Genomic DNA, 21,506 nt, shown 5'->3' with positions numbered 1-21,506 from the left:
GAGTTTCAGTTGGAATTAAAAGCGATTTAGGCAAGGCATTGATTGCAAATAATAGTGGTTCTATTGTTAAAATCAATAACGCAGTATAAATCGCTTTTAAACCAACCCTCTGGGCGTTTCACAGGCACTTACTCTCATCGTTGTTACTTCTTAAAAGGGACCACCATTCTTGCAAAGTAACGCCTTGATATTAAGCACCTGTGAAACGCTGAATTCTGCATCTTGAGGTGGCTTGGGTATATATACGCCATTAATGGTATCTCAGTTCAACCATTTTGTAAGCAAAAAAAAGCCCAAGCAGGGGACTGCTTGGGCATAAATGCTGATAGATGATATAGCCTATTCTATCAATTTATCTTAGGGGAAGATTAACCTTGATTAATATTCAACTGGCCAAATGTGTAGACCTTGAATAAATAAAATGTGTTGATCAACACCAAGCTCATGTTTGATATTACGCTTGATGACATCAGATCTAAACTAAACGATAAAAATAATAAACTACACGCGCTAATCGCTGCAAAACGCAGTAATGTTAGCTGGTTAATAAAAAATGCACCTAGTCCTAGTGCAAGTAACGTTAAGTTTAAAAGCCAATCTAGCTCGTTTAGCATGGTCGTATCTGATCGTGTCTGTGTTGAAAAAGGAGCGCCATTATGGTGATCTTTTACACAGCTTTCAACCAAGTAATTTTAAATTTTCGGATTAGATTTTTTAATCCATTATCAGTTTTTTCATCGCTGCAAAAAATCCATTTTGTTCTGTAACTCGGTACTTCTGACAGGTGTCTGGTTTACGCTTATCTTGGCACAGGTAAATAATGTTGCGGCTTAGGTCTGCACGGGGGCTAAGAGTAGAATCAAATAAGTTTGCACCATAACCAAAAACCCCGGGCCAAAATATACTTTGTGAGACCATACCTAGCTTTTCGTAAGTGATTAACACGGGTTTTGGCGTAATTAGCAGAATTAATACAACTGCTGCGAGTGCATACCACCGTGTTTTGCTTTTCTTAAGTTCTACTTCAGGAGCACTGTGCTGAGCAGCTTGTGCGCGCGCTTGTTGTTGGTTTACTGGTCTTTGGCGCTTTGCTTGTGTTGGTTTCTTTCGTGCAGGAGCTTTACCAAGTAAAGATTGTTTTTTTATTTTATTAGACATAAAGCTTATCTGGCCTTTTAAATATAGGTCTCTATAATGAGATTATAACGAAGTTTTTGATATAATAGTCAAATTCAAATCACTCATAGCTTAAATGCGTTACACTCTACAGTGCAATGAGTGTTTATCTTCATAGTTTAAGAGGAATAGTATGGATACGCAGCTTTCAATTCTAATTGTGGACGACGTAGGTACGGTCCGCAGTTTTCTAAATCAAACATTAATGCACCTTGGTATCGATAATGTACGTGAAGCTTCTACAGCCGCACAGTGTTTAAGCGCATGTAAAGAGAAAGAGTTCAATATAATTTTTCTAGATATTGAATTACCCGATGGAGATGGTAAAGAGATTATCACGCAAATAAATGAAATTTCGCCCGAAGCGAATGTCGTGATGGTTTCGGCTCATTCAACAGTAGAAAACGTTAAAGAAGCAATTGAAAAGGGCGCTAAAGGATTTGTAGTAAAACCGTTTACACCTAAGAAAATTGCGGCAATGCTGAAAAAGTTTTACCCAGAACTAGAAATTGTCTAGCTAATTAACTATTGAGGCATTTAGAACAGGTGCCTTGTTAAATTACAAACAAAAAAAAACCGGCAAAAGCCGGTTTTTTCGTATTCATCAAAAACAAATTATAGCGCTTTGATTTTAGCTGCTAAACGGCTCTTATGACGAGCTGCTTTGTTCTTGTGGATTAGACCTTTAGTTGCGTAACGGTCTAGGATAGGTGTTGCAACAGCGAATGCCGCTTGTGCAGCTTCTTTGTCGCCCGCTTCAATTGCAGCAACTACTTTTTTGAAGTAAGTACGCATCATTGAACGACGGCTTGCGTTATGTTGACGATTTTTTTCGCTCGTAATAGCGCGTTTTTTTGCAGACTTGATGTTAGCCAAGGTTTGCTCCTAACAATCTTAAAATAAGCTTAATTTAAAGGCCGTGGAATATGCCTGTTTTTATCATGAATGTCAACGAAATTTTGACATCTCAAGAAAAACTGCTCCTTATAACGAACATCAATTTGCCGCTTTAGCAGTTAATATCGCCATTGTAACAAAGGGTCGGGTTCGAGCCTAGTGCTTTAAAGATATTTTAGGCATAATCGCCCATCTTAGAAGTTTTTTGATAATGGGTTTAAGGTGGCAAAAGGATTATTTCGTTCTGGGATGATTGTTAGTGCAATGACGATGATCTCGCGTATTTTAGGGTTAGTAAGAGATGCGGTTGTGGCGAATCTCCTAGGTGCCAGTGCTGCTGCGGATGTGTTTTTATTTGCCAATCGAATTCCTAATTTCCTAAGACGCTTATTTGCTGAAGGAGCCTTTGCCCAAGCATTTGTGCCGGTTTTATCTGAGATAAAAGAGCAACAAGGTGATGATAAAGTCCGGTTGTTTGTGGCTCAAGCAGCCGGTACGTTAGGAACTATTTTATTAATTGTTACCCTGTTCGGAGTTATTGCTTCTCCAGTTATAGCGGCCTTATTTGGAACTGGCTGGTTTATTGATTGGTGGCAAGGAGGCGAAAATGCCGAGAAGTTCGTACTGGCCAGTGCACTGTTAAAACTGACTTTCCCTTATTTATTTTTCGTGAGTTTGGTTGCCCTGAGCGGTGCGGTCATGAACGTCTATAATCGCTTTGCTGTTGCAGCGTTTACACCTGTGCTGTTGAATATATCGATTATTAGCTGCGCAGTTTTATTGCACGATAAATTTTCAGTTGGGGCTTATGCCCTTGCCATTGGCGTATTTGTTGGGGGGGTAGTGCAGTTACTGTTTCAGTTGCCATTTTTGTACCGTGCCCGTATGCTGAGCCGCCCAAAATGGGGCTGGCAAGATGAAAACGTTAAAAAAGTGCGAAAACTCATGCTACCAGCCTTGTTTGGCGTGTCTATCAGTCAAATAAACCTGTTGCTCGACACCATGATTGCCTCAATGTTGATGACCGGTTCTATCGCGTGGCTTTACTACTCAGACCGTTTAATTGAGTTTCCTCTTGGCTTATTCGGTATCGGTATCGCGACGGTAATTTTACCCGCATTGTCTAAGCTACATAGCACTAAAAGCACAAAAGATTTTCAGCTAACCCTGGATTGGGGGGTGAGATTTGTTATTTTCTTAGGCTTGCCTGCTATGTTTGGTTTAATGGTGATAAGCCCGCTCATTATTACGGTTTTATTTGATCATGGTGCATTTCAGGACGGTGAAATTGATCATGTAAAAGCGGTAAGTTACGGTGTCATGGCCTACTCAGTTGGACTGGTTAGCTTTATGTTAATCAAGGTGTTAGCACCGGGCTTTTATTCGCGTCAAGATACTAAAACCCCCGTAAAAATTGGTATTAAAACACTGGTGTTAAATATGGTGTTTAACATTATGCTAGCTCCATTTATTGGCTATTTGGGGTTAGCGTTAGCAACCGCGATGTCGGCCAGTTGTAATGCCTATTTGTTGTATCATCAACTACGTAAAGAAGGCGTTTATCAGTTTTCTGCGATGAGCCTTGGTTTCACCTTTAAGTGTTTGTTTTCAAGTTTATTAATGGCCGCATCTGTATGGTATGTGGGCCAGCAATTTGCCTGGAAAGCATGGCACTTTACTGAGCAAGTGCTGCTGTTGAGTGGATTATTAGTGCTGGCGGTTTTTGTTTACTTTGCGGCCTTATTCATTCTAGGTGTGCGACTAAATACGATAAAAAGTGTTGCAACTACTGAATCAAACTAAAAAAAAGATTATAATCGGCGCTTCAAGCCCGATATCAATGTTTTGGGCTCGCTGATAAAGGCAAAAAGGTGGCATGGAGTTAATTAGAGGTATTCACAATATTCGCGCGCAGCATTATGGCTGTGTGTTGACCATTGGTAATTTTGATGGCGTGCACTTAGGTCATGCAGAAGTGATTAAAGGCTTGCTGCAAGACGCAGAAAAGCATCAATTGCCAAGTACCGTGATGTTATTTGAGCCTCAGCCACAAGAGTTTTTTGCCAAAGATAATGCACCCGCGCGTTTAACTCGACTACGTGATAAGCTCAGTTTGCTTGCTAAATTAGGCGTGGAACGAGTGATTTGTATTAGCTTCAATCAGCAATTTGCCAACATGGAAGCAGAACAGTTTGTCAGCCAAGTACTGATTGAAAAGCTAGGCGTTAAAGCATTAACTGTTGGTGATGACTTTTGTTTTGGCAAACGTCGTCGTGGCGATTTTGCGTTACTAAAAACCATGGGCGCTGAGCTGAACATGGATGTGAAAAGTACTGCAAGTTTTCGCAGACTCAATGATAGAGTGAGTAGTACCCTTATTCGCCATGCGCTTGCTGCAGGGCAATTGGAAGATGCAAAAACCATGTTAGGTCATGGCTATGCGATTTCTGGGCGTGTTATTCATGGCTGGGCGAAAGGTCGTGAATTAGGGTTCAGAACGGCCAACATAGCGCTAAAACGCCAAGTATGCCCAGTAAATGGGGTATTTGCGGTAAGAGCAAAAGTGGGTGATAAAGAATTATATGGGGTTGCAAATATTGGCAACAAACCCACATTTAATGGGACACGCGCATTGTTAGAGGTTCATCTTTTCGACTTTGCGCAAGACATTTACGGACAATTTATGCACGTGGAGCTAATTAAAAAGCTTCGCGATGAGAAAAAATTCGAGACATTAACACAACTGACGGCGCAGATTGCAGATGATGTAACCGCCGCTAAGCAGTGTTTTGGTTTAAATTAGGTAGCCGATACGGAAAGTAGGATTAATGAGCGACTACAAACATACTTTGAATTTACCGGAAACAGCGTTTCCAATGCGCGGCAATTTGGCACAACGTGAACCAAAGATGCTTAAGACATGGTATGAAGACGATCTTTACGGTCAAATTCGCAGCGCTAAAAAAGGTAAAAAAACCTTCATTTTGCATGACGGCCCTCCGTATGCAAACGGTGATATCCATTTAGGCCACTCGGTAAACAAAATTCTTAAAGATATTATTGTTAAGTCAAAAACCTTGTCTGACTTCGACGCACCTTACGTGCCGGGTTGGGACTGTCACGGTTTACCAATTGAATTAATGGTTGAAAAGAAAGTAGGCAAGCCAGGCGTGAAAGTGTCTGCTGCTGAGTTCCGTGAAAAATGTCGCGCATACGCTAAAAAACAAGTCGAGGGTCAAAAAACAGACTTTAAACGTCTTGGTGTATTTGGTGACTGGGACAAGCCTTACTTAACAATGAACTTTGACTTTGAAGCGAACGCAATTCGCGTGCTTGGTCGCATCATTAAAAATGGTCACTTACACAAAGGTGCTAAGCCTGTTCACTGGTGTACAGATTGTGGTTCAGCACTTGCTGAAGCAGAAGTTGAATACCAAGATAAACAGTCTCCAGCAATCGATGTACGCTTTGAATTTGCTGATCAAGATGCTGTAATCACTGCGTTTGAACTTGCTGAAGGCCATGAAGGTACCGGTGCAGTTAGTACAGTTATCTGGACGACAACACCGTGGACATTACCAGCTAACCGTGCAGTAGCCGTTCACGAAAAGCTTGAGTATGCCCTTGTTCAAATTGATGACGAAGGTGCACAGCAACGTCTAATTTTAGGTTCTGAGCTAGTTAAAGATGCTATGGACCGTTATGGCTTCAAACATTACCACGTACTCGGTTATGTAAAAGGTGCTGCACTTGAGAACTTACAGGTTGCTCACCCGTTCTATGACTTCACAGTGCCTGTGATTGTGGCTGATCACGTAACGACTGATTCTGGTACTGGTGTTGTTCATACTGCACCAGGTCACGGTCAAGAAGATTTCGCGGCAGGTCTTGCTTATGGTTTAGAAGTAGCTAACCCTGTTGGTGCTAACGGTGTTTACTTACCTGACACACCAATGTTTGCAGGTCAGCACGTATTCAAAGCGAATGCGAGCGTCATTGACGTATTAACTGAAAACAATGCGTTATTGCATCATCATGCGCTTACGCACAGCTACCCACATTGCTGGCGTCATAAAACACCTATTATCTTCCGTGCTACGCCACAGTGGTTCGTAAGTATGGACCAAGCTAACCTTCGTCAAGATTCATTAAACGAAATCAAAAAGACTGAGTGGTTACCTGAGTGGGGCGAGAGCCGCATTGCAAACATGGTTGAAGGCCGTCCTGATTGGTGTATTTCACGTCAACGTACATGGGGTGTGCCAATTGCATTATTCGTTGATAAAGACACTGGTGCGCTTCACCCGAATACACAAGAGCTTATCGAAGAAGCGGCGAAATTAGTTGAAAAATCAGGTATTCAAGCTTGGTATGACTTAGATCCAGCTACTTTACTTGGCGATGACGCTGAGCAATACATGAAAGTTCAAGATACGCTAGATGTATGGTTTGACTCAGGTGTGACTCACGCATGTGTGGTTGATGCACGTGAAGATTTAACCGGTCCTGCTGATCTTTACTTAGAGGGTTCTGATCAACACCGTGGTTGGTTTATGTCGTCAATGATGACATCGGTTGCTATCAATGGTCATGCGCCATACAAGCAAGTGCTAACACATGGTTTCACGGTTGATGAAAATGGCCGTAAGATGTCTAAGTCATTAGGCAACGTAATTTCACCACAAAACGTGATGAACAAACTAGGTGCTGACATCTTACGTTTATGGGTTGCATCAACTGACTTTACAGCTGAAATGACTGTATCTGATGAAATCTTTAAACGTTCAGCAGACCGTTATCGTCGTATTCGTAATACGAGCCGTTATTTACTTGCGAACTTAAGTGGTTTTGATCCAAAAACAGATCAAGTTGCTATTGAAGACATGGTTGAGCTTGACCGTTGGATTGTGGGCCGTGCAGCTGAACTGCAAGATGAAATCTTAGCGGCTTACGACAAGTACCAAATGCTACTTGTAACGCAAAAGCTAATGAACTTCTGTACTGGTGAGCTTGGTTCGTTCTACCTAGACGTAATCAAAGATCGTCAATACACAGCGAAAAGCGACAGCCATGCGCGTCGTTCATGTCAAACTGCGCTTTATCACATTGCTGAAGCAATGACCCGTTGGATGGCACCGATCTTAAGCTTCACTGCGCAAGAAATCTGGGAAGCATTACCAGGTGAGCGTGACAAGTTTGTATTCACTTCTGTGTGGTACGATGGCTTACAAGCTTCTTCACAAGGTAAGTTCAGCAACGATGATTGGTTAACAATCCTAAACGTTCGTGATGAAGTAAACCGTGTGCTAGAAGCGGCGCGTAAAGAAGAAGTTATTGGTGCAACTCTACAAGCAAACGTAAGCATCTATGCAGGTGAAGAGTTAAGTGCGAAATTAGCTGCATTAGGTGATGAACTGCGCTTTGTACTATTAACTTCAGGCGTGACAGTCGAAACTGTGACTACGCAGCCAGAGGATACGCAAGCTACAGAAATTGATGGCTTATACATTAAAGTTGCCGCAACAACCGCTGAAAAATGTGAGCGTTGTTGGCATTACTGTGATGATGTAGGTGCTGATCCTGCACACCCTGAAATCTGTGGCCGTTGTGTAAGCAATGTTGACGGCGATGGTGAACAGCGTCAGTTCGCATAGGAGTTGTTTGTGAGCAAACTAGCCGGAAAAAGTGGCTTGGTTTGGTTATGGCTTAGTCTACTGCTTTTGGTAGTAGACTATGCGACAAAATCACTTGTCGTTAATACCATGGCCTATCAAGAGTCGATAGATATTCTGCCATTCTTTAACTTCACCTATGTACACAACTATGGTGCGGCATTTAGCTTTTTGAGTGATTCAGGTGGCTGGCAGCGCTGGTTCTTTAGTTTGATTGCAGTGTCGATCAGTGTGCTTTTAGTGTGGTGGCTGAAACGTTTACCTGCGTCTAACAAGGTATTATGTTCTGCTTATGCGTTAGTTTTAGCCGGTGCAATAGGCAATTTATACGACCGAATCGCGTATGGCTATGTTATTGACTTCCTGCATGTATATTACGAAAACTGGCACTTTCCTGTTTTTAATATTGCCGATTGTGCGATTTGTATCGGTGCCGCATTACTTTTATTTGATGCCTTCACAGGCGAAAGTCCTAAGGAGCAACAAGCATGAGCCAAGCTGTAATTGGTGAAAACTCTGAAGTGATCTTTCATTTCTCAATTAAGTTAGAAGATGGCTCAGCAGCCGATTCAACTAAAGTACATAATAAACCTGCAAAATTGCGAATGGGTGATGGCAGCCTGACAGCAAACTTTGAAAAGTGCTTACTCGGTTTAGCGGCTGGTGAAAGTAAGTCATTTGCATTAGAGCCAGAAGATGCATTTGGTCAGCCAAATCCAGATAACATCTACTATGTTGACCGCAGCAAGTTTGGTGCAGACACGCCTGCTGAAGTAGGTAATATTATTGCCTTTACTCAGCCTGATGGTACAGAGTTACCTGGTCTTGTTCGTGAAGTGCAAGGTGAGTCAGTTACTATTGACTTTAACCACCCACTTGCAGGGCAACGCTTAACCTTTGAAGTCGATATTTTAGAGGTAACAGGTTAATGGATATTTTATTAGCGAACCCACGTGGTTTTTGCGCAGGCGTTGATCGTGCAATCAGTATTGTGGAGCGCGCACTCGATATCTTTGAAAAGCCAATCTATGTGCGTCATGAAGTCGTTCACAACCGATATGTTGTTGATGGCTTGAAAAATCGCGGTGCAGTCTTTGTTGAAGAACTAGATCAGGTTCCTGACGACAGCATTGTTATCTTTAGTGCGCATGGTGTATCACAAGCTGTTCGAAGCGAGGCAAAGCGACGTGACCTTAAAGTATTTGATGCAACCTGCCCGTTGGTAACAAAAGTACATATGGAAGTAACACGTGCAAGCCGTAAAGGTACTGAGTGTGTGTTAATTGGCCATCATGGTCATCCAGAAGTAGAAGGTACAATGGGGCAGTACGATAACGAAGCAGGTGGTATTTACTTAGTAGAAACCCCTGAAGATGTTGCTGGCCTAACGGTTAAAAACCCTGAGAACCTGTTTTACTGTAGCCAAACAACGTTATCTGTAGATGATACAGCAGATGTGATTGATGCATTACGCACTAAGTTTCCAGCAATTGATGGCCCGCGTAAAGATGACATTTGTTATGCTACGCAAAACCGTCAAGATGCAGTGCGTGACTTAGCTGATAAAGTGGATGTATTGCTTGTAGTTGGGGCTAAAAATAGCTCTAACTCTAATCGTTTACGTGAGCTTGCCGATAAAATGGGCACTACGGCTTATTTGATTGATGATGCAAGTAATCTTGAAGCTGATTGGTTCAACAATGTAAATGCGGTGGGTGTTACTGCAGGTGCATCTGCACCAGAAGTTTTAGTTCAACAAGTTATTGCTCGTCTAAAAGAATTGGGTGGCAATCAAGTTGTTGAAAATCCTGGCGAAGAAGAGAACATAGTATTTGCCGTTCCTGTTGAGCTACGCTAATCTAAGCAAATAGTAGTCAACAGTTAAAAGAGGAGCCCATGAGCAAACAGCCTAATTCAAACGGCTTGCTGATTGCGGCTCTTTTTCAATCTCGTGGTGTCCTTGCCACACTGATCGTCAGCCAAGTCATTGCTATTTTACTCGCCTTTTCACCAATGAGCTTAGGTGATGTTTGGTTACGTCTAGCTATATTTAGCTGCTTTTTACATCTAATTTTTCTTTCAAGCTTGTCGTTACTGTATGTATGCCGGGCTCTACTTACAAAGCTGTCGCACCCTAAACAGTTATTCATTCTGATATCCACTTTACTGGCATTAACGTCTGTTTTTAGCTGGCTGTTTTTGTCTGTGTTTTCAGATGTGTTCGCTATGGAGTCGAGAGCTAACTTTATTGTCAGTAATTTACTGATCATATTTTTGGTCACCGCGTTGTTCAGCCAATTCCTGCTTATTCATAATCAAAAAGAGCAACAAACGAAAGCGTTAGCGCAGGCTGAACTTGATGCATTACAAGCAAGAATACGCCCTCACTTTTTGTTTAATAGTTTAAACACTGCTGCTGAGCTTACCCATTATGATGCTGAGGCGGCTGAACAAGCAATTTTGGCGCTGGCGGCGCTGTCGCAGGCCGCAATGCGCAGCGGTAAAGCCATAAAGCTTGCTGATGAAATCACTTTATGCCAGCAGTATGTGGCACTTGAACGTTGGCGCTATGGCGAACGCCTAGCATTAAGCTGGCAATTACCTGATGAGTTACCAGATATAGATATTCCGTGTCTGACAATACAGCCGATTATTGAAAATGCGGTTTTTTATGGCGTAGAGCCAGCAGAGCAGGGCAACATTTCTGTCGAGATGTATCAATCGAACAAAGCTTATACTTTCATTATAACTAACCCTGTAGCGAAGCAAGGGAGCCATTCACGAGCAGGCAACGGTATGGCACTTGAAAACATCCGCCAGCGTTTGTCACTTTTCTATCATCAAAAAGCGCAACTGACTACGACTGTTCGTGATGAGATCTTTAGGGTGAAATTGGTGATACCTAAGAAGAGAAGCGCATGATAAAAATTTTAATTGCTGATGACGAGCCTTTAGCAAGGGCGCGTATTAAACGTTTATTAGCTACCAACGAACTTTGCACAGTTGTAGGTGAAGCCAGTAACGGCGAACAGGTGATTGAACTTTGTAAGCAGCTCCAGCCTGATTTAGTGATGCTGGATATTAATATGCCCAAGCAGTCGGGCCTTGAAGTAGCTGCTGAACTAAAACAGTTTTCGATCCCCCCTGCAGTGATGTTTTTAACAGCGCATCCTGAGTATGCGTTAACTGCATTTGAGCTCGCAGTAGATGGCTATTTAGTTAAACCTGTATCCGAGCAAGCTTTAACAAAAGCAATGGCGCAGCTTAGTAAATTAAACCGAACTCAAGTATTAACACCTGAAAATAACTATATTTGTTATCAACTTGCAGGCGTATTAAGAAGAGTAAATATAGATGATGTTATTTGCTGTATTGCAGAGCAAAAATACACGCGGGTGGTGTTTTTTGAAGGTGAGGCACTTGTTGAGCAAAGTTTAAAACAACTTGAGCAAACCTATCCTCTGCAGCTACTTAGAATTCATCGTAATACACTTGTCAATAAGCACCATATTGTAAGCCTTAATAGTCCTTCTTCTGGTGGACATACAGTCACGATGAAGCAGTTTAAAGAGCCTTTGTCTGTTAGTCGTCGAGAGCTTAAAAATGTAAAAGCTGTAATGGGTAAATAAAAAAACTCTCAATGCAGCAGCTTATCTCCTAAAGTCCCAGCTTCTTTATTGTTTATTACTTTGCTCTGAAGAAAGTTTCAGTACCGTTTATCGCGCATTATGACCGCTTGTCCATATACAGATTGTTATTTATCTGTATCGTAATATTCTTATGGTATGTAAAAGTATCAATGAACTTCACCATGATTAAACATTCTGAGCAGAAAGGTTTTACGCTTATTGAAGTGCTTATTGCCTTTGTTATTTTGAGTTTTGGTTTATTAGGTGCCGTGGCCTTACAAGCTAAAGCAAAACAAGCTAGCTTTGATTCAATGCAGCGTGCAGCTGCTGTGGCACTTGGTAATGACATAATCCAACGTATGAGAGCAAACGACTCTTCGGGTTTTGCCGGTTTATACAATGGAGAGTTTAGTAGTCAATCAGCAGCCGACAAAGCTCAGACATGTTTTAATTCCGCTTGTACTGCAAAAAATATAGCTGAGTTTGATAAACAACAATGGATCCGCGCAATTCAAGCTCGTGAAAATACGGGTGCTTTAGATAATGCCACTGTGTGTATAAATAACACCCCAGTCGCAGCAGGAAATGCGAGTGAATTTAATATAAGGGTGGTGATCAGCTGGCAAGGTAGGCAGGAGCAAAAAGCAAATAATGCGACAGCTGCTATTGATTGTGGAACACAAAACGACAAGCGCCGTTTAGTCGTGCTTGAAAGCTACATATACTTAAGGTCATAAGATGAAAAAGCAAACTGGATTTACACTTGTTGAGATGATGGTCGCTTTATTCATTGGCGGCATAGTGCTTGGTGGGGTGATGTTTACTTATTTAAGTATGAAAGTAACAACACGAGACACCATGACAATTGGTGAATTGCAGGAAACAGGTCGGTTAGCTTTAAATATCATGCAGCGTGATATAGAACAAATTGGCTTTTGGGGGACATTCTATGAAGACTCATTCTCAGACGAAAATACCAATACGAATGCTGTAAATAACCCTACAGGTGACTGCTCAGAAGGCCTCAATAATGCGAGCTTCCCTGCTGACAGTGCAACTAGTAATTTTCGCTCGGTTTATGCTGTAGAAACCTCAGATGGTTCTGCGCTTAGTTGTATCAACAATGCAAAGAAAAATACTGAAGTTTTACAGATGAAGTTTCTTGAAGGGCTGCAGATCCAACCTAATCAGACGAGCAATGACTATTATTACTTCATTGCTGAGCAAGAACGGGCTGAATTTAGACAAGGCCCAATCGCGGCCTCAACTATCAATGGTAATGCGACGATTTGGCGTTACCGTCATCATGTTTACTACATCTTTGAAGACTCATACACGATAAATGATCAATCAATTAAAGTTCCCATTTTACGCCGAAAAAGGTTAACTACTAGCCAAACGATGAGAACTGAAAGCGTGATGGAAGGCGTGGAGAATATGCATTTTGTATTTGGTCTAGATACTACGAACAACAGCCGTGTAGATACTTATAGAAGTATTAGTCAAATGACGAACAATGACTGGGAGAACCGCCGTGGTATTTTGACAGTGCAAGTGTTTTTATTAGTTAGATCGCTATTGCCTGACCCGAATCTAAAAGTCAAAAATCAAAAATATACGCTTGGTGAAGATGCGAGCAGAAAAGAGCTAACATTTACAGATAATTATCGTCGGGCGGTGTTTACTACAACGATTCGTTTAAATAATGTTGGAGCAAATTTATGGCGCATTTAACCTTGCAAAAGAAACAACAAGGGGTGGTATTAATCGTTGCTTTGATTATGGTGGTAGCTGTTACAGGTATTGCCGTTTCTTTGATGAGTAGTAGTAGCATAGATATTAAAATTACTAATGCAGCCCAAGAGCGAGAAACAGCAGAAAATGAATTAATAGGAACTGTTCAGCAAGTTATTGCAAACGAAGCTGCCGCGGGTGGCGACAGTGCATTTTTAATGAAAGCGGCAGAAATTCCTGATGGTGGCTATGCAATGGGAAAGGTTGGCGACGCAACCAACACGATGACAAATTTAAATAACGGTGTTCTTGATTTACCTTGTCCGCGTAAATTTAACTTCACTGCAGGTATCTCCTGCAACATGGTTCAAGTTGATACCACCATTACCTATGGCACTAAAAGTAAGCATACTTTGACGATTACAACAGGGGTTGCCCAGGAAATGGCGAGCCTGAATACGGGTGGTTGATAAGGAAAATTTTATGAGAAAACTAAACTTATTATGTCAGCTCTCAGTTATTAGTTTTTTATTCATTGGTTGTAGTGGGTATGCGGATGATACGGAGTTGTACGTCAATTATGACCATGACTTAAAAGAAAAACAAAGAGTTATTTTTTTACTCGATACATCAGGAAGTATGCTTTTCTCAGCAACTGATGGCAGTCGTTGCCATCACCCTACGGGAGGTTACTTAGTTGAGTGCCCTGAAAGTAGAATAGCAGCTGCTAGAGATATCATAATTGAAACAATTGAGAATAATTCTGATATGGACTTTGGCTTTAACCGTTTTGCTCCCTCTCATGGGGGGTATGTAAAAGCGAGCTTAGGCACAGAGCATAATACCCTAAAAAACTTGATTCGTGGGATCAAAGCAGGAGGCTCGACTCCTGTCACCGAGTCACTTTGGGAAGTTTACATGTACTTAACTGGCCAAAAAGTTGATTTTGGCTCCTTAGTTGCCGTAGATGAGAGAGATACAAAAGCAGAAATTGGAAAAAAATACCTTTCTCCATTTGATACAAAGCTAACCGGTGATAAAAGGTGCGATAACACTGTAAATGTACTGCTAATAACTGATGGCGAGCCTCAGAATGATAATGAGCGAGACGCTGATATTGAAAAGCTTAATCAATTCTACTTCTCAGAGCCTGCCCCTCTTTATGGTTATGAACATAATCTAAACTATTTAGCGGCCCTTGCAAAAGTAATACACGGAACAGACGAAGTAATTGTCGATTTAAATAAAAAGACGCCTAAAATTCATGATCAAGGTATTATTTACACAATTGGTTTTGGTAATGGTCTAAGTGAGCCTGCAAAGGATTTACTTGAGAAAACTGCTGAACTTGGAGGTGGGAAATACTTTTTTGCCAGTGATGGAAAAGCATTATCTGAAAAGCTGAAAGAAACGTTTGCGGTTCTTAGAAATGAGTCCGGAACTTTTACGGCTCCATCGACAGCCTCAAATAATGCCGATCAAACTCGTAGTAGAGATGGTTTGTATTACACTATGTTCTATCCCAGCACTAATGCCCGTTGGCGTGGTAATTTGAAAAAATTGAAAGTTTCGGGCGATATTATAGTCGATGCTAATGGGCAGTCCGCCATTCAAAGTGATGGGTTGATAGCAAAAGAAGCTAAAACTTTTTGGTCAAATTCCGATTTACCAGATGGGAATGCAGTTGAGTTAGGTGGTGTTAACTCATATCTTGCAAATATTTCAAGCTTACCAAATACCGGTAGAAAGGTTCTTACTAACCTTTCAGGGGGAAGGTTACTTAATTTTACAAGGTATAGAGTAGTATTCCACTATAATACAATCGCCAAAGCTGCCGTTGATTTTGAATCTTCACCCGATGAGGTAGAAGATCTCATAAACTGGTCGCGAGGTTTGGATGTTAATGATGAAGATAACGATGGGGAAACAGATGATTCTCGTCAAGATATTTTTGGTGATCCCCTGCATTCAAAACCTGTAACTATAGATTATGGTAATGATGACGTTCGTATTTTAATTGGAACTAATGCAGGCTATTTGCATATGTTTCAAGATAAAAATGATGTATTAGCCGAAAGCTGGGCATTCATACCACGGAGCTTGTATAAAATTATAAAACCACTGAGAGATAATACACAAGATACGAAAGTCTACGGTGTTGATGGCGCTATTTCAGTTTTCTTTGATGATAAAAACGGTGATGGTGTTGTTAATAGTTCAGATAGAGTATGGGCATTTTTTGGCCTAAGACGAGGCGGGAATGAATATTATGCACTTGATATTACTAACCCAAATCAACCTAAACTGTTATGGAAAGAACCATTAAAAGGTGGGGTTGGTGACTTTAAAGAACTTGCCCAGTCCTGGTCTAAACCAGAAGTTGCTTATATTAACTTGAATGGCTTTAAAGACCGACCAGTACTAATTTTTGGCGCAGGTTATGATACTAATAAAGATAATGTGCTTCGAAGTGATGATAACAAAGGACGTGGCATTTATATTGTAGATGCAGAGACAGGCGAAAAAGTTTGGGGATTAACACCTGATGAAAATGATTTCACCGGTGAACATAGTATTGCTTCAGACATCAGCTTATTAGACTCAGATTATGATGGTTATATTGATCGGCTCTATGCTACGGATACAGGCGGTAATATATGGCGTATTGATATGCCAAGCGATAATCCAAAAGACTCTGAACAACCATGGACGCATTTTAAGCTCGCAAGTTTAGGCAGCCAACTTGCAAGTAATGATCGTAGATTTTTCTATAAACCGACGGTAGCTCGGACTGTATTTAGTAAAGTTTCTAAGACAATAGTCAATGGGAAATCAGAGACAACTAGAATTGATTTTCCATACGATGCAATATTGGTTGGTAGCGGTAATAGAGCTAAACCGACTTCAACATTGGCAAATGACCAGCTATTTATGATTAGAGATAGCAATACGGTTACTAAGTCATTTAAAGGTAATGATGTTCCTGATGTTATTTTTCAATCGAATTTAATGAATGTTGACTCAGATCCATTCGGTAGCGCTTTGAAAGATATAGATGCTTTTGTTGACCTTGAAGTGGAATTAGGGAAGTTTAAAGGCTGGTATTATAACCTCTCTTCTGCAGGTGAAAAGTCGCTTGCTGCTAGCACTGTAATTGGTGGTGTTGCTTATTATACTAGCTTTTCTCCAGCATCTGACGATAGCACAGAAAACCAATGCTCATTGAGCGCTGGAATGGGAAGTCTGTATGCATTTCATTTACACTATGGCACAAAAGTATATGAGAACTTGAAATTTATAACTGGCACAGATGTACCGGATACCCCAAAACTCTTTTTTGGTGAGACTGAGAGTTGTAAAGACACAAACGGCGATGGCTATTGCGATGGATATGATGATGACTCAGAAGATAAAATTGAGCAAACAAAGATAAGTCAGTTTATGACTGTTGGGCCCAAAATCATAGGTGAAGAAAGCCCATTTAAAGTCAAAGGGGTAAATGGACCCGGTTTAACTATTGAAAATGGAGAAATAAAATTAGTGAGTGATGAACCTCTTGGTTTTAAAGTTCAACAAACTTACATATATAAAAAAGAAGAGAACGACAGAAGTTACTAGATTAAATAACATCCTTTTTTGAACACTGGCTTTATGATTTTTTGAGTATTTATTTTCTCAGTCACCCGTTTTATAAGCTTAACTTGGGTGAACTCATTGTCAGTGTTTTTTCTATATTAAATTAATATTTCCATTCTCTATTAAGTTGCTGTTTATTTTATACTTTTATTTTTTATTTCCACTATTTTGCCAATCCATTCAGGATTATTTTTCCGGTCGTTTTTTCTTATTTCTCTTTTATGCTCTAATTATTTTTTTTATTATTAATTTAGATAAGAAAAGTGTGGAATAGTAGTAGCTTTTTATTATAATAATTATAGTGTGTTTGAATTTTATAAAATGCTTTTTAGCCTTTTTTATGGTTCTGTATAAGTATTGCAGCAACTCAAACATAAGGGTGTTGTAATTTATCGCACTGTTAAGGTTTTCAACTGCTGCAGAAAATCACAAAGCAGAAGTTCGGCAATAACAAAGCTAATCGCTAAATTAATAGCATTAAGGTGACGGGAGAAGTAATGAAAATTAGTAAAACAGTAAACAGGATACTTCTTTGTGCCTTTGCTGCGGTTAGCTTTTCTAGTTCAGCAGAAGATATAGAGCTTTATGTAAATCATAATGTTGATCTCGATGAGAAACCTCGCGTATTAATTGTATTCGATACTTCTGGAAGTATGGCCTTTTCTACTAGTTCGGGTAACAGTTGTGGGTTCTCAAATGGTTTGTATATCCCGTGTTCAGATAGTCGGTTAGGCGTTGCACAAGATGCTATTACTAAACTGGTTGATGGTAACGATGATATTGATTTTGGCATAATGCGCTTTAATAGTACTGAAGGTGGTTATGTACTTGCTGGTATTGGCTCGCCAATGTCAACGTTGAAAACGACGATTGCCAATTTACCTGCTGATGGTGGTACGCCGCTGACTGAAACTTTGTGGGAAGCATACTTATATATTACAGGGCAAAACTTATTCTATGGTGAAAAAGTCAATGAGCTTTTACGTGATACTTCCGTAGAGAATAAATCAACTACAACAAACAGAGTTCGTAAATGTTACTGGTGGGGGTGTCGTTGGGAAAATGAAGTCATCACTAATTTCTCATATATTTCACCATTTGATAATCCTGATGAAGTAAAGCGCTGTGATAACTCCGTTAATATTATCTACATGACAGATGGGGACCCATCTGCAGGATCTGATAATGAGCAAGACTCTAATATTAGCGCATTATATAAGTCGTATTTTGGTAGCTCATTATCAAATGACGATAAAATTGCAGGGGTTCTTCTACACAAGTTAGCTCAGATCATACATGGCACTGATGATGTTGAAGTCGACTTAAGGCCAACCACAACGGATATCCATGAAACAGGGCGTGTATATACCATCGGCTTTGGTAGTGGGATGAGTAATAACGGTAAAACTCTACTTTCGGAAACCGCTCGATTAGGCGGTGGCCAGTACCTGCATGCGAATACGTCGGAGCAATTATCCGAGGCATTGAAAAATACAATCACCCAAATCCGTGAAGTAAATGATAGTTTCACTTCACCGTCAATCGCGAGTAACAATGTTGATCAAACCCGTAGCCGCGAATCGATTTACTACGCTATGTTTTACCCTGAAACGGGTGCGCGTTGGCGTGGAAATTTGAAAAAATTAAAAGTGTCTGGTGATCAAATTGTTGATTCAACAGGTAAATCAGCACTTAATGAAGATGGTTTGATTTCTAATAAAGCGAGAACGTTCTGGCTACCAACTAATGAAGAAGCTGATGGAAATACAGTGCAACGTGGTGGCGTAAATCTACATTTAACTAAACTAGCATCGCGAAAGTTATACACAGACGCGGGTAAGTCTAGTCTAGTAGATTTTACAAAAGAAAATGTTTCGAGTGCCTTAGGTGGCGATGAAAAAGCCGCGAAGTTGTTTGGGGTTGATAAGTCACAATTACAAAAAACAATTGATTGGGCGCGCGGGATAGATGTTGATAACGAGGATGGAGATTCTTCATCAGTGGACCAGCGACAAGATATTTTCGGTGATCCGCTACATTCTAAACCCGTTACAATTGATTATGGTAATGACGACATTCGCATTTTAATTGGTACAAATGCAGGCTTTTTACACTTTTTCCAAGATAAAAAGGACGTTCTTAAAGAAAGCTGGGCATTTATTCCAAGTAGCTTGTACAAAATAATTAAGCCGCTACGAGAGAATCAAGCGAACACTAAAGTATATGGTGTTGATGGTCCAATATCTGTATTTTTCGATGACAAAAATAATGATGGTGTGGTAAATGGAAGTGATCGTGTTTGGGCATTTTTTGGTTTGAGGCGTGGTGGTAATTATTACTATGGCTTAGATATTACAAACCCCGACTCACCAAGTTTACTGTGGAATCAACCTATTGAAGGTGGTTCCGGTGACTTCAAAGAGTTAGGTCAAACTTGGTCTAAGCCTACGGTTACCTATATTAATATGGAAGGCTATAAAAAACGTCCTGTATTGATTTTTGGTGCGGGTTACGACACTAACAAGGATAACGTGATCCGAACAGATGATAACGAAGGCCGCGGGATCTATATTGTTGATGCGCAAACAGGAAATAAAATTTGGGCACTAACTCCAACCGAAAACGGTTTTAAAGGTAAGCACAGTATTGCGGCTGATGTTAGTGTTCTTGATTCGGATTATGATGGCTTTGTTGACCGTTTATATGCAACTGACACAGGTGGTGATATTTGGCGAATAGATATGCCGAGTGAAAAACCAAATAGCTCTGATAGTCCTTGGACTCACTTCAAACTTGCAAGTTTGGGCAGTTCTTTGAGTACGCAAGATAGGCGTTTTTTCTACAAACCGCTGATAGCAAGAACTATGTTCAGCAAGGTCACAGAAACAACTATTAATGGGAAAAAAATATTTTCTCGACGAGATACACCCTTTGATGCAGTTTTAGTTGGCAGTGGTAATCGTTCAAAGCCAACTTCAACAGTAACTAAGGATCAACTTTTCATGATTCGAGATATTAATACAGTTACTCAATCTTTTGTAGGTAGTGACGTACCCAAGGTAATTACTCAATCTGATTTAATGAATATGGACTCAGATCCATTTGGTAATGCGCTTGATAATGTCGATAAATTTACCAAGCTAGAAGTTGAACTTGGAGCCTATAAAGGCTGGTATTATAACCTTCCGTCAGTGGGAGAAAAATCACTTGCTGCGAGTACAGTTATAGGGGGGGTTGCCTATTTCACAAGCTATACCCCTGCTTCTGCAACCGAGACAACTAACCAGTGCTCGTTAACTGGTGGCTCAGGAAGCGTATATGCCTTTCATTTACACTATGGCACAAAGGTTTACGATAGCCTGAAATTTACTACTTCCAATGATGTTCCGGACACACCTCAGTTGTATTTTGGCGTGGGGAATAGTTGTGTTGATAATAATAATAATGGCTATTGTGATGACTTACCTGATCCTAACAATCCAGATGTCATTAAAGATACTGAAGATAAAGTCGAAGAGTTAAGTCAATTTCTAACAATTGGACCTGGTATTAAGGGGCAAGAAAACCCATTTAAGGTTCAAGAAATCTTAGGCCCAGGTATAACTGTTGAAGACGGTAAAATTAAGCTTGTTAGTGACGCTGTTCCTATTGGTTTTGGCTTTAAAACTCAACAAACCTTTATCTATAAAAGAGAAGTTAATGATGGCTCAAAATAGCCTAATTGCAACACGGCTATAAATAAGTGACTTGTCAGTTGCTTTGAGTAGGTGTTAAACCTATGATGGAATCGTGTTTGGATTCAGCAGATTATAAGGTTATAAAGAATGAATGAAATACAACACACTAGTGAAAAGGGCTTTACTTTAATAGAGCTTATGATTGCTGTGGCAATTTTAGGGATTATCGCGAGCATTGCTATTCCAAACTATTTTGAACATGTTAAGCGAACAGCGAGAACAGAGGGGATCACTGCTTTGCTTGATGCAGCAAATAAACAAGAGCAATATTTTGTAGATAATCGTGAATACACGACTTCTCTAGGAGATCTTGGTGTCGCTGAGAGAACAGAAAACAATTTTTATAAGCTAAAGGCGAGTGTTGATAATAATGCGGGTACCTTCGAATTTGAGGCTACTGCTGAATCAGGGCCACCTCTAAAGGATACAGAATGCACAAAGTTAATAATCACAGATACAGGTCTCAAAAAGTCTGAAGGCTCTGCTGATTCGAGTACGTGTTGGGGCAAGTAGCCTCAACACTTATCAGTATCAATTACTCTGGCCCTGCCGATTGGACTAATTGTTATAGAAAGCCCTTTGAGGCTTTCTTTTTTATACTCAGGACAATATAAAAACGTGCCGTTATTCAGTGCCATAGGTATACCACTTGGTCCAAAGGTTACCGAGTTGCGGGGATAAGTAAACATATCCAGTGAGTTAATTGCTTCAAGCTCAAGCAAAATAGTATCGCTATTCTCAAAGATACCAATGTTTCCTCTATCAACAAATACGGTAAGCGATTTATGCCAAAGTTTCTTTTCGCAGCGATTATTGTTGAGCGCACAGAAGGTAACACGACTTCCACTAGATTGTGCTTTTAATCGAGCAAAGTGCAATGCTCTTTTAATTTCATGGACTCGGTTGTCTAGTCGGTTTTTTGCTAGCATTGGCTTGAATTCAAATAACGCAAAATGCAACAGCAAGGATAAAATCGCTATTAAAACCATGCTTTCTATGAGAGTAGCGCCTTTACAACAGCGTAT

Annotated in this window: 19 protein-coding genes; 15 read left to right on the top strand and 4 right to left on the bottom strand. The window is 40.4% G+C overall.

From position 1 onward, the window contains the following. Window positions 1-368 precede the first annotated feature (368 nt). Window positions 369-614 carry a hypothetical protein gene (locus tag BIZ38_RS08785; protein WP_054551958.1) on the bottom strand — a complete coding sequence of 82 codons (246 nt, stop codon included), beginning with the start codon at window positions 612-614 and terminating at the stop codon, window positions 369-371. Between the two features lie 100 nt (window positions 615-714). Beyond that, the gene (locus BIZ38_RS08780) at window positions 715-1,158 is read right to left on the bottom strand and encodes a hypothetical protein (protein ID WP_054551763.1); all 444 of its coding nucleotides are present in this window, start codon (window positions 1,156-1,158) and stop codon (window positions 715-717) included. A gap of 151 nt (window positions 1,159-1,309) precedes the next feature. Here BIZ38_RS08780 and BIZ38_RS08775 point away from each other — a divergent pair, with 151 nt between their 5' ends. After that, complete coding sequence (locus BIZ38_RS08775; protein WP_054551762.1) at window positions 1,310-1,693, top strand: response regulator; 384 nt, start codon at window positions 1,310-1,312, stop codon at window positions 1,691-1,693. A 98-nt stretch (window positions 1,694-1,791) separates the two neighbouring features. Here the strand turns inward: BIZ38_RS08775 and rpsT are convergent, their stop codons facing one another. Continuing rightward, window positions 1,792-2,052 (bottom strand): 30S ribosomal protein S20, encoded by a 261-nt coding sequence (gene rpsT, locus BIZ38_RS08770; RefSeq protein ID WP_036967030.1) that lies wholly within the window; start codon window positions 2,050-2,052, stop codon window positions 1,792-1,794. 243 nt (window positions 2,053-2,295) lie between these two features. On the opposite strand from rpsT, the gene murJ reads away from it, so the two are divergent. From murJ to BIZ38_RS08700, 14 genes are all read left to right on the top strand, one after another. After that, window positions 2,296-3,876, top strand: a complete 1,581-nt coding sequence (gene murJ / locus BIZ38_RS08765; protein ID WP_268795023.1) for a murein biosynthesis integral membrane protein MurJ — start codon at window positions 2,296-2,298, stop codon at window positions 3,874-3,876. A gap of 73 nt (window positions 3,877-3,949) precedes the next feature. Then, a complete protein-coding gene (ribF, locus tag BIZ38_RS08760; protein WP_187490126.1) occupies window positions 3,950-4,876 on the top strand; it encodes a bifunctional riboflavin kinase/FAD synthetase in 927 nt (308 codons plus the stop codon). A 25-nt stretch (window positions 4,877-4,901) separates the two neighbouring features. Beyond that, complete coding sequence (gene ileS, locus BIZ38_RS08755) at window positions 4,902-7,727, top strand: isoleucine--tRNA ligase (protein ID WP_187490125.1); 2,826 nt, start codon at window positions 4,902-4,904, stop codon at window positions 7,725-7,727. A 9-nt stretch (window positions 7,728-7,736) separates the two neighbouring features. Further along, the gene (lspA, locus tag BIZ38_RS08750) at window positions 7,737-8,237 is read left to right on the top strand and encodes a signal peptidase II (protein WP_054551759.1); all 501 of its coding nucleotides are present in this window, start codon (window positions 7,737-7,739) and stop codon (window positions 8,235-8,237) included. Next, entirely contained in the window at window positions 8,234-8,674 is a 441-nt protein-coding gene (fkpB, locus tag BIZ38_RS08745) for an FKBP-type peptidyl-prolyl cis-trans isomerase (RefSeq protein ID WP_054551758.1), read from the top strand. Before lspA ends, fkpB begins: the two co-directional genes overlap by 4 nt. Beyond that, on the top strand, window positions 8,674-9,603 hold the full coding sequence (gene ispH, locus BIZ38_RS08740) for a 4-hydroxy-3-methylbut-2-enyl diphosphate reductase (protein WP_187490124.1): 930 nt from the start codon (window positions 8,674-8,676) through the stop codon (window positions 9,601-9,603). The genes fkpB and ispH overlap by 1 nt, the downstream gene beginning before the upstream one ends. 38 nt (window positions 9,604-9,641) lie before the next feature. Next, window positions 9,642-10,667, top strand: coding sequence for a sensor histidine kinase (locus BIZ38_RS08735; RefSeq protein ID WP_138616955.1), 1,026 nt, complete (start codon window positions 9,642-9,644; stop codon window positions 10,665-10,667). Then, on the top strand, window positions 10,664-11,374 hold the full coding sequence (locus BIZ38_RS08730) for a LytR/AlgR family response regulator transcription factor (protein WP_222938029.1): 711 nt from the start codon (window positions 10,664-10,666) through the stop codon (window positions 11,372-11,374). Before BIZ38_RS08735 ends, BIZ38_RS08730 begins: the two co-directional genes overlap by 4 nt. A gap of 182 nt (window positions 11,375-11,556) precedes the next feature. Then, the gene (pilV, locus tag BIZ38_RS08725; RefSeq protein WP_054551955.1) at window positions 11,557-12,111 is read left to right on the top strand and encodes a type IV pilus modification protein PilV; all 555 of its coding nucleotides are present in this window, start codon (window positions 11,557-11,559) and stop codon (window positions 12,109-12,111) included. A 1-nt stretch (window position 12,112) separates the two neighbouring features. After that, window positions 12,113-13,108, top strand: a complete 996-nt coding sequence (locus BIZ38_RS08720; protein WP_138616959.1) for a PilW family protein — start codon at window positions 12,113-12,115, stop codon at window positions 13,106-13,108. Then, window positions 13,096-13,578 carry a hypothetical protein gene (locus BIZ38_RS08715; protein WP_054561904.1) on the top strand — a complete coding sequence of 161 codons (483 nt, stop codon included), beginning with the start codon at window positions 13,096-13,098 and terminating at the stop codon, window positions 13,576-13,578. The genes BIZ38_RS08720 and BIZ38_RS08715 overlap by 13 nt, the downstream gene beginning before the upstream one ends. 13 nt (window positions 13,579-13,591) lie before the next feature. After that, window positions 13,592-16,726 carry a PilC/PilY family type IV pilus protein gene (locus BIZ38_RS08710; RefSeq protein WP_138616961.1) on the top strand — a complete coding sequence of 1,045 codons (3,135 nt, stop codon included), beginning with the start codon at window positions 13,592-13,594 and terminating at the stop codon, window positions 16,724-16,726. Window positions 16,727-18,798: 2,072 nt separating this feature from the next. Then, window positions 18,799-20,460 carry a pilus assembly protein gene (locus BIZ38_RS22010; RefSeq protein WP_410445893.1) on the top strand — a complete coding sequence of 554 codons (1,662 nt, stop codon included), beginning with the start codon at window positions 18,799-18,801 and terminating at the stop codon, window positions 20,458-20,460. Window positions 20,461-20,568: 108 nt separating this feature from the next. Further along, window positions 20,569-20,994 (top strand): type IV pilin protein, encoded by a 426-nt coding sequence (locus tag BIZ38_RS08700; protein WP_054551751.1) that lies wholly within the window; start codon window positions 20,569-20,571, stop codon window positions 20,992-20,994. A gap of 2 nt (window positions 20,995-20,996) precedes the next feature. Here the strand turns inward: BIZ38_RS08700 and BIZ38_RS08695 are convergent, their stop codons facing one another. Then, window positions 20,997-21,470, bottom strand: coding sequence for a GspH/FimT family pseudopilin (locus tag BIZ38_RS08695; RefSeq protein ID WP_054551750.1), 474 nt, complete (start codon window positions 21,468-21,470; stop codon window positions 20,997-20,999). Between the last annotated feature and the right edge of the window lie 36 nt (window positions 21,471-21,506).

It is taken from the genome of Pseudoalteromonas sp. BZK2 (assembly GCF_014349195.1).
Lineage (GTDB): Bacteria > Pseudomonadota > Gammaproteobacteria > Enterobacterales > Alteromonadaceae > Pseudoalteromonas > Pseudoalteromonas simplex.
Note: the sequence above shows the minus strand (reverse complement) of the source record. Positions and strands in the feature narration are given on the sequence as shown.